The organism is Streptomyces sp. NPDC050997 (assembly GCF_040660135.1).
GTDB lineage: Bacteria > Actinomycetota > Actinomycetes > Streptomycetales > Streptomycetaceae > Streptomyces.
The window spans coordinates 252,551-263,995 of record NZ_JBFAGK010000004.1 but is presented as its reverse complement, the minus strand read 5'-3'; the positions used below and the strand labels follow the sequence as shown (position 1 = coordinate 263,995).

8 protein-coding genes and 1 pseudogene are annotated in these 11,445 nt (G+C 71.1%); 1 reads left to right on the top strand and 8 read right to left on the bottom strand.

Annotated elements, in window-relative coordinates; translation table 11 throughout:
* Positions 1 to 30: 30 nt before the first annotated feature.
* Genes AB0H86_RS11145 through AB0H86_RS11135 form a run of 3 tightly spaced genes read right to left on the bottom strand, consistent with a single transcriptional unit; the run spans position 31 to position 3,693 of the window.
* Positions 31 to 1,056 (bottom strand): ABC transporter permease, encoded by a 1,026-nt coding sequence (locus AB0H86_RS11145; RefSeq protein WP_362435821.1) that lies wholly within the window; start codon positions 1,054 to 1,056, stop codon positions 31 to 33.
* A complete protein-coding gene (locus tag AB0H86_RS11140) occupies positions 1,049 to 2,623 on the bottom strand; it encodes a sugar ABC transporter ATP-binding protein (protein ID WP_362435819.1) in 1,575 nt (524 codons plus the stop codon). Before AB0H86_RS11140 ends, AB0H86_RS11145 begins: the two co-directional genes overlap by 8 nt.
* On the bottom strand, positions 2,620 to 3,693 hold the full coding sequence (locus AB0H86_RS11135; protein ID WP_362435817.1) for a sugar ABC transporter substrate-binding protein: 1,074 nt from the start codon (positions 3,691 to 3,693) through the stop codon (positions 2,620 to 2,622). The genes AB0H86_RS11140 and AB0H86_RS11135 overlap by 4 nt, the downstream gene beginning before the upstream one ends.
* Before the next feature lie 167 nt (positions 3,694 to 3,860).
* Between AB0H86_RS11135 and AB0H86_RS11130 the strand changes: the two genes are divergently transcribed.
* Positions 3,861 to 4,562 (top strand): FadR/GntR family transcriptional regulator, encoded by a 702-nt coding sequence (locus AB0H86_RS11130; RefSeq protein WP_362435815.1) that lies wholly within the window; start codon positions 3,861 to 3,863, stop codon positions 4,560 to 4,562.
* Positions 4,563 to 4,621: 59 nt separating this feature from the next.
* Here the strand turns inward: AB0H86_RS11130 and AB0H86_RS11125 are convergent, their stop codons facing one another.
* The 5 genes and pseudogenes from AB0H86_RS11125 to AB0H86_RS11105 all read right to left on the bottom strand — a co-directional run bounded on the left by AB0H86_RS11125 (position 4,622) and on the right by AB0H86_RS11105 (position 11,421).
* On the bottom strand, positions 4,622 to 4,744 hold the full coding sequence (locus tag AB0H86_RS11125) for a hypothetical protein (protein WP_362435813.1): 123 nt from the start codon (positions 4,742 to 4,744) through the stop codon (positions 4,622 to 4,624).
* A 13-nt stretch (positions 4,745 to 4,757) separates the two neighbouring features.
* A pseudogene (locus tag AB0H86_RS11120) lies at positions 4,758 to 4,931 on the bottom strand (crosslink repair DNA glycosylase YcaQ family protein); the annotation flags it as partial.
* Between the two features lie 74 nt (positions 4,932 to 5,005).
* The gene (locus tag AB0H86_RS11115) at positions 5,006 to 8,020 is read right to left on the bottom strand and encodes a glycoside hydrolase family 38 C-terminal domain-containing protein (protein ID WP_362435811.1); all 3,015 of its coding nucleotides are present in this window, start codon (positions 8,018 to 8,020) and stop codon (positions 5,006 to 5,008) included.
* A gap of 48 nt (positions 8,021 to 8,068) precedes the next feature.
* Positions 8,069 to 10,129 carry an endo-beta-N-acetylglucosaminidase gene (locus tag AB0H86_RS11110; RefSeq protein WP_362435809.1) on the bottom strand — a complete coding sequence of 687 codons (2,061 nt, stop codon included), beginning with the start codon at positions 10,127 to 10,129 and terminating at the stop codon, positions 8,069 to 8,071.
* A complete protein-coding gene (locus AB0H86_RS11105) occupies positions 10,126 to 11,421 on the bottom strand; it encodes a glycosyl hydrolase (RefSeq protein WP_362435807.1) in 1,296 nt (431 codons plus the stop codon). The genes AB0H86_RS11110 and AB0H86_RS11105 overlap by 4 nt, the downstream gene beginning before the upstream one ends.
* Between the last annotated feature and the right edge of the window lie 24 nt (positions 11,422 to 11,445).

Here is an 11,445-nt window from a genome sequence, read left to right as displayed (position 1 = left end):
GTCGTTGGCGGGGTCGGGGCGGGTCGGTCCTCAGTCCTGTGCGCGGCCTGTCGTGACGCGGGCGATCATGAGGGCGACAAGGATGATCCCGCCGTAGATCGCCTGGATCCAGAAGGACGGCACCTGGGCGAGCGTCAGCAGGTTCTGTACGACGCCGAGGAGGAGTACGCCGGTCAGGGCGCCGAACATGGTGCCCTTGCCGCCGTCGAGGCTGATGCCGCCGATCACCGCGGCCGCGAACACGGTGAAGATCATGTTCTGGCCCTGGTTGGCGCTGATCGCACCGACGTAACCGGTCTGCAGCAGTCCGCCCACCGAGGCGAGGACGCCCGCGACGACGAACACGCCGAGCATCACCCGGTCGACGCGGATTCCGGCCGCACGGGCCGCGTCCGCGTTGCCGCCGATCGCGTAGAGGGCGCGTCCGACGCGGTGGTACTTCAGCACGAACCCGGCGATCGCGAAGGCGGCCGCGGCGAGCCACACCGACATCGGGATGTTCAGGAAGGTGGTGGTGGCCAGGGAGTAGAAGCTGTCGGGCATGCCGAACAGGGTCTTGCCCTTGGTGGCGCCGACGAGCAGACCGCGCAGCACGATCAGCATCGCGAGCGTCACGATGAACGCGTTCAGCTTGAACTTGACGACCAGGATCCCGTTGAAGGCGCCGATCACCGCGCCGACGACGATGATCGCCAGCAGCGCGAGCGCGGCCGGGAACTCGGTGCCCCAGCCGGACTGGGCGGCGGGCAGCACCAGGAGCGCTCCGATGGCGGGCGCGATCCCGACCATCGACTCCAGGGACAGGTCGAACTTGCCGGTGATGAGGACCAGCGACTCGGCCAGCACCACCATCGCGAGGGCGGCGGAGGCGCCGAGGATCGAGATCAGGTTGCGTTCGGTGAGGAACGAGTCGTTGACCACCGCGCCCAGCACCATGAGCAGCAACAGGGCGGGAACGAGGGCGAGTTCACGGGCCCGCCGCAAAAGCACCGTCCTGGCGGAGCGCGCCGCGGGGGTGTGGAGCGGGGTGAGCGGCTGGGCCTTCGTCTCAGTCACCCCGGCTTCCCCCTGCCCGGCCGGGGGTCCGGGGGTCGTCCCCCGGGGAGACGCTGTAGCCATGGTCCACTCCTTCGATGGAGGCGATCAGCTCTTGGTCGCGCCAGCCCGCCAGGTGCTCGGCGACGACACGGCCGTGGAAGAGGACGAGCACGCGGTCGCAGCGCCTGAGGTCGTCGATCTCGTCGGAGACGACCAGCACGGCGGTGCCGTCCTCGCGGGCGCTGTCCACGCGGGCCAGCAGGGACTCCTTGGACTTCACGTCCACGCCCGCGGTGGGGTTGATCAGGACCAGCAGCCGCGGGTCGGAGGCGAGCGCGCGGGCCATGACGACCTTCTGCGCGTTGCCGCCGGACAGGTCGGACACGGGCTGGTCGGGGCCCTCGGTGTGGATGTCGAGGCGTTCGATCAGCTCGGTGGCGAAGCCGCGCCGGCGGTCGGTGCCGACGAAGCCGAAGCGGCCGAGCCGGTCGAGGACGCTCAGGGTGGCGTTGTCGCCGATGGTCATGCCGACGACGAGCCCCTGGACGTGCCGGTCCCGGGGCACGCAGCCGACACCGGCCTTCAGCGCGGCCGCGACATCGCCGAACGGCAGCTGTTCTCCGTCCAGTCGGGCGGTACCGCTGTGCGGGGTGTGCAGCCCGGTGAGCGTCTCGGCCAGCTCGATCTTGCCGCTGGCGCTGGATCCGGCCAGGCCGACGACCTCGCCGCGGCGGACGGTCAGGTCGACGTTCTCGTACGCGTCCGAGGTGAGCCCGCGGGCGTCCAGGAGGACGGGGGCGGACTCGTCGACGACCCTTTCCTGTACTGCCTGTTCGGCGATCGTCTCGATGCTCTCCCCCGCCATGGCCTCGATGAGGGCGGTCCTCGACAGGTCGGCGACCGGAGCGGTGGTGATCCAGCGGGCGTCCCGCAGCACGGTCACCGTCTGGCAGACCTCGTACACCTCCTGGAGGTGGTGCGAGATGAACAGGAAGGTGACGCCGGAGTCCTGGAGGGCGCGCATCCGGGCGAAGAGCCGCTCGATCTCACGGTTGTCGAGCTGGGCGGTCGGTTCGTCGAGGACGATGAAGCGGGCGCCGAAGCTCAACGCCCGGGCGATCTCCACCATTTGGCGGTCCTCGACCTTGAGGTCGGCGGTCCGCGCCTCCGGATCGACGTGCACGTCCCAGGCGTCGAGGAGTTCGACCGCCTGGGCCTTGAGCCGCCGCCAGCTGATGAAACCGCGCTGGACCGGCTGCCGGTTGATGAACAGGTTCTCGGCGACGGTGAGTTCGGGGACGACGGTGGGCTTCTGGTAGACGCAGGCGACCTTGCGGCGCCAGGCGTCCCGGTCGGTGAGCGGGGGCGCGGGTTCGCCGTCGAAAGTGATGGTGCCCGCGTCCGGTGTCTGGAGGCCGGTGAGAAGGGTGACGAGGGTGGACTTGCCGGCGCCGTTGCGGCCGACGAGGGCGTGTGACTCGCCGGGCAGGACGGTGAGGCGGCCGTCGGCCAGGGCGGTGGTGGGCCCGTAGCGCTTGACGACGCCCGACGCCTCCACGAGGGGGGTGGTCACGGCCGTACTCATTTGACCGTGTTCCCCCAGAGCTTGGGGTCGTCGACGTTCTCCTTGGTGACCAGGGGCGCGGGCAACTGGTCCTCGAGGATGCCGCTGGGCAGCTTGACGATGGTGGAGTCGTGGTCGGTCGGCCCGGGCTTGAACGTCTTCCCCTGCATCGCGGCCTTGATGTAGTACATGCCGTACTTGGCGTAGGCGTCGGCCGGCTGGGAGACGGTGGCGTCGATCTCGCCCTTGCGGATGGCGTCGAACTCCTGCGGGATGCCGTCGTTGGAGACGATGCTGATGTGGCCCGGCTGGCCGGCCTTCTTCAGCAGCCCCTTCGACTTGAGGGTCTGCAGGGTCGGCGCGAGGTAGACACCGCCGGCCTGCATGTAGATGCCCTTGAGGTCGGTATTGGCGTTGAGGAGGGTGTCCAGCTTCGAGGCGGCCGTGTCGGACTCCCACTTGGCGGGGATCTCCAGCACCTTCAGCTTGGGGAAGTTCTTCTTCACGCAGGCGCGGAAGGCCTCGGAGCGGTCCCGGCCGTTGACCGAGGCCAGGTCGCCCATGATCTGCACGACCTTGCCGGAGGGGATCTGCTTGCCGAGGTACTGGCAGGCCTTCTCCCCGTACGCGACGTTGTTGGCGCGTACGACCATGGCGACCTTGCCCTTTTCGGGCGCCACGTCCACCGCGACCACGGGCACGCCCTTGCGTTCGGCCTGGTCGAGCCCGGCCTCGATGGCGGCGCTGTCCAGCGGCGCGACGACCAGGCCCTTGACGCCCTGGTTGAGTTCGTTGTTGATGTCGGTGATCTGCTGGGACGGGTCACTGTTGGAGTTGACCGTCTTCAGGGCGTCCACGCCTTCGGACTTCGCCATCTTGGGCACGTAGTCGTTGTACGACTGCCAGAAGGGCGACGTCAGCAGGGGCAGGATCACCCCGACCTTGCCCTCGCCGTCGCCTCCCGCGCTGCCGGCGCCACCCGTGTCCTTGGTACTGCCGCACGCGGCGAGCACGAGCGCGGCTCCGACGGCCGTCGCCATCGTGCCGGCACTGCGAAACCTGTTCTGCTTCCCCACTGTCCTGCCGGGCATCTGGTGGCTCCTCGTTGAGCGGTCTTCGAGCAGATGTCCGCATACTTATCAGACCACTCGGCCAGAACAACACCCTCCGCCGCCATATTTTCCCGACTTGAGGCCGTAGTGGTAGGACCACTCTGGTGGTTAGACTGCGGCGCACCCCGCATTAGTGGAGGAACGGCGTGGACGAGACAGCCCCCCCGAAGGGCACCGTGACGCAGCGCGCCATCGAGCGGATCAAGACGATGATCGGCGAGGGCCGGCTGGAGCCGGGCCAGCGGCTGCCCACCGAACGCGACCTGGCGGTCCAGCTGGGCATCTCCCGCAGCTCGATGCGGGAGGCGATCCGCGCGCTCACGGTGCTGGGCGTGCTGGAGGCCCGGCACGGCTCGGGCATCTACGTGACCCAGCTGGAGGCCGGGGACCTGCTGGAGACCTTCGGTGTGGTCGCCGACCTCTCGCGCGGCCCGCGCCTGGTGGAGCTGCTGGAGGTGCGCCGCATCCTGGAGTCGACGGCGACCGCGCTGGCGGCGGCCCGGATCACCCCGGACCAGCTCGCCGAGGTCGAGAAGCATCTGACCGCCATGAACGCCACCGAGGACCCCGAGGTGATCCTCGCCCACGACCTGGCCTTCCACCGCGAGATCTCCACGGCCGCCGGCAACGAGACCATGGCCGCGATCCTGGACGGCCTGTCCTCGCGCACCTTCCGCGCCCGGGTCTGGCGCGGCTACCAGGAGGAGGGCGCCTTCGCCCGCACCCGCCGCGAGCACGCCGCCATCCACCGCGCCCTGGTCGCCCGCGACCCGGAGGCGGCGCGGGCGGCAGCGGCCGCGCACGTGGGAGAGGTCGAGCAGTGGCTACGGGCGCAGATCGAGAGCTGAGGTTCTGGTCGGGCGCAGGTGGAAGCCGAGGATCCCGCCGGACCCGGTCCGTACGTCGGTCACGGATCGAGTCCGCCCCCGCCACTCAGTGACAGGTCGTGGAAGGCCCTCGCCTCGATGCCGCCCTCGACCGGGCGCCGCACCCCGGCGACAAGACCGTCGACCAGCAGCGTCGGCAGCACCTCACTCGGCGTCGGCCGGGTCGAATCCGCTGACCCGGTTCCACAGCGCGAGGTACGGCGAGGCGGGCTGCTGCGCCTGGAGCGCGACGATCCGCCGCACCGCGTCGAGGAGCCCCGACGGCTCCCGACGCGGCAGCGACTGACAGCCGAGGGTGGCCCGGTTGAGTTCCCGCGCGGTCATCCTCACGACCGCGAGTGTGCCGTGGACGCCGTGGCGACCGCCAGGCCGCTCGGCGCCGCGGCCCTCGACCGGGCCCCACGTCAGGGCCGGCCGAACCGCAGGGTGACCAGCTCGAACGGACGCAGCCGCAGGGACACCCGGTTGCCCTCGTGCCCGGGTTCCGGTACGTCGGCCAGTGGGCGTTCCAGCAGGTCGGTGGCCGTCACCTGGGCGAACTCGAAGTCGGCCGTCAGGGTGGCCCGGGCGCGGCCGCCGTGCGCCTCGTGGAAGCGGACGACCACGTCTCCGCTGCCGTCGTCGGCCAGTTTCACCGCCGTGACGACCACCGCGGCCTCGTCGACCGTCACCAACGGCGCGCTCTCCCGGGCGCCGGTCACCCGCCGCTCGGGCACGTTGATCCGCCAGCCCTCGCGCACCGCGTCCCCGATGCCCGCCCCGGGCACCAGGGCGTGCCGGAAGCGGTGGACGCCCTGGTCGGTCTCGGGGTCGGGGAAGCGCGGGGCACGGAGCAGGGAGACGCGGACCGTTGTCGTCGTACCGCGGTCGCCGTCGGTGCGGACGGTTCGGGTCACGTCGTGGCCGTACGTCGAGTCGTTGACGACCGCCACGCCCCAGCCCGGCTCCTCCACGTGGACGAAGCGGTGGTTGCAGGCCTCGAACTTGGCCGCCTCCCAGCTGGTGTTGGTGTGGGTGGGCCGGTGGAAGTGCCCGAACTGCGTCTCGGACGCGTACCGTTCGGCGTGCACGTCGAGCGGGAAGGCGAGCTTGAGGAACTTCTCCGTCTCGTGCCAGTCGACCTCGGTGTCCAGGACGAGCCGCCGCTCCCCCGGGGCGAGCGACAGCACCTGGGTGACGCGGGAGGCGCCGAAGGACCGTACGATCCGCACGCCTTCCTCCCCGGCGACGATCTCGTCCGCGTCGGTCAGGTCCGTGACCGTGTTGCGGTAGAACTCGTCGACGTCCCAGGCGTCCCACTTGTTCGGGAAGTCGGGGTGGAGTTGGAGGAGGTTCGCGGCCCGGCCGGGCGCGACGGTCTCGCGGTCGGCCTCGATGTCGTACGCGGAGACGACCAGACCGCGGGCGTCGATCTCGATACGCAGGAGGCCGTTGTCGAGGACATGGCCGCCGCCGGGTCGCTCGCCGATCGTGGTCCGGCCCTCGGCGGCGGGTGTGCGGGCGCCGCCCGCCGGGACGCCGTCGCGGGTGTGCGGGGCCGCGTTGAAGACGAGGGGTGTGCTGCCCTCGCCGGCCAGCGCGCGCTGGGCGGCGGCGATGACGCCGTTCAGTTCCTCGGCGACCCGCTGGTAGGTCCTGCGGGCCTCGCGGTGCACCCAGGCGATGGACGACCCCGGCAGGATGTCGTGGAACTGGTGCAGCAGCACCGTCTTCCAGATGCGGTCCAACTCCTCGTACGGGTAGGGGAATCCGGCCCGTACGGCCGCCGTCGCCGCCCACAGTTCGGCCTCGCGCAGCAGGTGTTCGCTGCGGCGGTTGCCCTGCTTGGTCCTGGCCTGGCTGGTGAGGGTGGCCCGGTGGAGTTCGAGGTAGAGCTCGCCGACCCAGACGGGCGGGTCGGGATACTCGGCCTCGGCCTTCTGGAAGAACTCCCGCGGGGTCTCCCACACCACCGTCGCCGACCCTTCGAGGTCGCGCAGCCGGGCCGCCCTGGCGACCATCTCGCGGGTGGTGCCGCCGCCTCCGTCACCCCAGCCGGTGGGCGCGAGGGAGTGCCGGGCGACTCCCTTGTCCTTGAAGTTGCGGGCGGCGTGGGCGATCTCGCTGCCCTTCATGGAGCAGTTGTAGGTGTCGACGGGCGGGAAGTGGGTGAAGATCCGGGTGCCGTCGATGCCCTCCCAGGTGAAGGTGTGATGCGGGAACTTGTTGATCTGCGACCAGGAGATCTTCTGCGTCAGCAGCCACTTGGAGCCGGCCGCCTTGATGATCTGCGGCAGTCCCGCGGCGAAGCCGAAGGTGTCGGGCAGCCACGCCTCGTCGTTCTCGATGCCGAACTCGTCGAGGAAGAACCGTTTGCCGTGCACGAACTGACGGGCCATCGCCTCCGAGCCCGGCATGTTGGTGTCCGACTCCACCCACATCCCGCCGGCCGGCACGAACCGGCCGTCCGCCACGGCCTTCTTCACCCGCGCCCACACCTCGGGCCGGTGCTCCTTCACCCACGCCCACTGCTGGGCCTGCGACATGGCGAAGACGAAGTCCGGCTCGTCCTCCAGGAGGGCGGTCATGTTCGACGTCGTCCGGGCGACCTTGCGGACAGTCTCGCGCAGCGGCCACAGCCACGCCGAGTCGATGTGCGCGTGACCGACGGCGCTGATGCGGTGGGCGGAGCGGGCGGCGGGCACGGACAGTGCGGGTTCGAGGCGCGAACGGGCCTGTGCCGCCGTGCCGTTGACGTCCTGGAGGTCGATCGCGTCCAGGGCCCGGTCCACCGCGCGCAGGATCTCCCAGCGGCGCGCCGACTCCACCGGCAGCTCGGCCATCAGCTCACCGAGCACCTCCAGGTCGATCACCAGCTGCCACACCGTCTCGTCGAAGACGGCGAGGTCCATGCGGGTGAGCGTGTACTGCGGCTCGCTGCCCGCGGTCTCCTTGTCGCCCAACTGCGTGGGCAGGAAGGGGTGGTAGTCGAGGATGACGGGGTTGGAGGCGGCCTCGATGTGCAGGCGCACCTCCTCGCCGCCCTCGACGGGCGCGCCGACGCGCACCCACTGGTTGCGGGGGTTCAGGCCCTTCACCGGGGTGCCGTCGGGCCGGTAGACCAGGCCCTCGCACTGGAAGCCGGGCATGTTCTCGTCGAAACCGAGGTCGAGGATCGCCTCGACGGTCCGGCCGGCCCACGTCGTCGGCACGGTCCCGGTGACGCGGAACCAGCTGGTGCCCCAGGGGGCACCCCAGCGGGCGCCCACCTCGATGGGCTCGGGCGGGCCGGCGAGTCCCTCGGCGACCGGCACCGGTTCGCCGGGCGCGTGCCACACCGCCACCTGCAGCGGTACGGACTCGGGGTACACGGCGGGGCGGACGCGCTCGTCGAGGACGCGCTTGAGGCGGGCTTCGACCAGGTTGCGGTCGTCATGCATACGGGTGCTCCGTAGGAAGTCCGGGCGGAAGATGTCCGGGGCGGGTGGTTACCAGGGGTGGGTCACGAGGACAGGGGCCGACGAGGTGTACAGCTCCCCCACGGCACGCAGTTCGAACCGCGCGGCCGGCTCTCCCTGCTCGGGCTGAAGACCGCCGACGTAGTAGGCGCGCTGGCAGGTACCGCCGAGGAAGCGGCGGGTGCCGTCGGCCAGGAGGCGGTGGAGGGTGTAGTGGCGTATCTCGCCGTGGGCCGGGTTCCAGGCCAGGCGGAGGTCCCCGCCGGAGGCGGCGGTGATACGGAGGGCGGACGGGGTGGCGGGGGTGGGGGTCTCGGCCGCTTCGCGGACGGCGAGTCCGCCGAGGCGCCATCGCACCGGGCCGTTGCTCGCGGTCAACCGCACACCGATCGCGTGCACGGCACCGGTCAGGCTCGTGAGCGGAACGGTCACCGTCTGCCAGCCGTTGACCGCGTTCACCACCTCACCGCCGCGACCGCCGCCTGTGCCGTTGACCGAGTTCACAGGCAGATAGGTGTACGGCGGTGTCGTCCCCTCTCCACTCGGTTCGGCGGTCGCAACGGCCAGCTCTACGTTCACAGCGCCCGCGTCCGTTCGATGCGTCAGCTCGACAACCGTGTCAACCGTCATCGGAAGCCGTGTCGCGTACAGGTCCAGCACCACGGGAGCGTCCGGTTCACCGGCCACCAGCACGCTGCTTCCGCCCCGCCAGGCGTCCGCGAAGTCGAAGGAGACAGTCGGCCGCTCCCCGTCCGTCCGCACCACCCATCGCCGTGACGGCAGCCGGTCCTGGAGCCCGAGGTGGTTCCAGGGCGCGTCCGAGGTGACGGCCCCCTCCTCGTACCACCGCAGCCCGTGCCCGGTGTTGAACACGCTCGCGAACGGCAGCGTCGTCACCGTGGACCGGTCGGCGACGGACACGGCGGGTGCCCGCCAGCCGCCGGTGGCGTCCGGCCGCGACGGATCCAGCGAGGCCCCCGTCCAGAAGCGGTCGTCGGCGGCGTGGAAATCCCCCGGCGCCCTGCCGTCGGCGGGCAGGTGGTTGCGTGTCCACTCCGGCCGGTACAGACCCACCGACGTGACATGCGCCTTGTCCCTCGGCACGATCGCGTCCCAGTTCACCGCCGCGTTCCAGCCGTTCGCCTCCACGTCCACGCCCGCCCACAACTCGTAGCGGCTCCGCCCCAGTTGCTGGGCGTTCTGCCCTGAGGAGACGAGACTGCCCGCGCTCCAGCGGAAGTCGACGAACATGTCGTCGACGCTCTCGAAGAACGCCTGGTTGCGGCTGTTGAGCGCGCCCTGCCAGCTCACCGTCCCGCTCACGGTCATCGCGTCGTACCAGGTCACCCGCTGTCCCGCGGCTGTCGCCAGGGACTTCAGCTCCCGTATGAAACCCAGCATGGCCGCGCCGAGGGCCGCGTCCCCGCCCCCGGTCTCGGCGTTGACGAACCAGCCGTCGAAGCCGTACGCGGACGCGACCGCGACTAGTTGGGCGGCGAGCGGGTAGCGCCCGGCCGCGTCCTTCTGCACCAGGTCACGCGTCCATTGCAACTGCCCGCCGTAGGCGACCGGCGGCAGGAAGATGTTCCCCAGTACCCGCACCCCGTGTCGGTGGGCGGCGTCCACGATCGGCGCGTTGGGCGCGAGGATCAGCCCCTCGCCGGACGAGCCGCCCCAGAAGACCAGTTCGTCGATGTACGCCCAGTGGGTGAGGGCGTAGTAGTCGGCGGTGGCCGAGCCCTGCGCGGGGTTGCTCGCCGTGGGCCCGAAGGAGACCAGCGACTGGATACGGGCCTGGTCGGCGCGGGCTGTCGGGTTCGGCGGCGTCGGGGTGAAGCGGGCCGCGAGCGGTACGGAGGCCGCGTTGAAGTCCAGGTCCGGGTCATCGGCCGCCCGCCAGGCCTTGAGGCTGCGCCAGGTGATGCCGGTGCCGGGGGTGCCGGAGGGCAGCGAGTCCGGGTACCAGTAGGAGGCGTACGGCGGGAGGGCGGCGGCGGCCTTCGGGGCCGCGGTGGTCGCTCCGGCCGACTGTGACGGGAGCAGGGCGGCGCCGGCCGCCGCGAGCAGGAGGGTGCGTCTGGTGGGGTTCACGAGCGGGTGCCTCCATGGTGCCCTGGTGGGATGGGGGTTACCTGGTCGGGAGTCGGGGCGGGAAGGACCTCGTCGGGAGTGACGACGGTGGTGATGCCGCGCGCGGCGAGGTGGTCCGTGTCGTCGGCGCGCGTGTCGAGGACGGTGGTCGGGCGGACACCGTCGGCGACCAGCCGGAAGAAGGCGTCGAAGACGGGGCCGCCCGGGGCGCAGCGCGACCGGACGGCGGGGTCGGCCGGAACGACGAGCGCCGTGCGGCGGGGAGCCGGTGGCGCGGACGCGCGCTCGCTCGCCGCCCGTGCCAGGACTTGTGCCGTGTCCTTGGGCTCGCGGTCGTTGGTCAGCAGACCGAGCCCGTACTCCAGGTCCGGGAAGTCAGCGAGGTCGCGGGACACGTCGTGGGAGCACCACCAGGTGATGCCCCACAGGTCGGGACAGTCCAGGGCGCCCGCGACGGTCGCCTCGGTGAAGGCGGCGGCGTGCTCGGCCGGGATCAGGGGCGCGGGCGCGCCGACCTCCTGGAGCCAGACCGGCCGGCGCGGATCGTCGGCCCAGGCCTTGCTCAGCTCGACGAGGTACGCGGCGTGGCGCTCGGTCGGCACGGAGGTACGGCCGTGCCGCTGGGCGGTGCCGTTGAAGACCCAGGAGTGAACGGCGGTGACGGCTCCGAGGCGGGCGGCCTGGGCCGGGGTGAACGGCTGGTCGTCCTGGTACCAGGTGGCGTCGTACTCGGCGTGCAGGTGCAGCCGGCCGGGGGCGCCCTCCTCGCAGGCGGCGAGCATGCGGACGAGCCAGGCGTCGATCTGGTCGGACGAGGCCCGGTCCGGGTCCGGATGCGGGCCCGCCGAGAACTGGTTGACCTCGTTTCCGAGGGTCATTCCGAGGAAGTTGGGCCGGTCGGCGAGGGCCGCGGCGAGGGTGCGCAGATAGGCCGCCTGTCCGTCGAGGACCTCGGGGTCGGTGAAGAGGTTGCGACGGTGCCAGGTGCGGGTCCAGGCGGGCAGGAAGTCGAAACTGCTCAAGTGCCCTTGCAGACCGTCGACGTTGACATCGAGTCCGCGTTCGGCGGCGGCGTCGACGAGCTGCACCAGGTGGTCGACGGCCCGGGGCCGGATCAGCGTCCGGTTGGGCTGGAAGTACGGCCACAGCGGGAAGACCCGGATGTGGTCCAGGCCCAGTGCGGCGATCGAGTCGAGGTCGGCCCGTACGGAGTCCAGGTCGAAGTCGAGCCAGTGGTGGAACCACCCTTTGCTCGGGGTGTAGTTGACGCCGAAGCGCACGGCAGCAGGCATGCGGTGTCCTTGTGCGGCAGCAGA

Bases quoted from the DNA above. Each gene is read 5' to 3' on its own strand.
- AB0H86_RS11140 (WP_362435819.1), bottom strand. From the start codon at position 2,623: ATGAGTACGGCCGTGACCACCCCCCTCGTGGAGGCGTCGGGCGTCGTC.
- AB0H86_RS11135 (WP_362435817.1), bottom strand. From the start codon at position 3,693: ATGCCCGGCAGGACAGTGGGGAAGCAGAACAGGTTTCGCAGTGCCGGC.
- AB0H86_RS11115 (WP_362435811.1), bottom strand. From the start codon at position 8,020: ATGCATGACGACCGCAACCTGGTCGAAGCCCGCCTCAAGCGCGTCCTC.
- AB0H86_RS11105 (WP_362435807.1), bottom strand. From the start codon at position 11,421: ATGCCTGCTGCCGTGCGCTTCGGCGTCAACTACACCCCGAGCAAAGGG.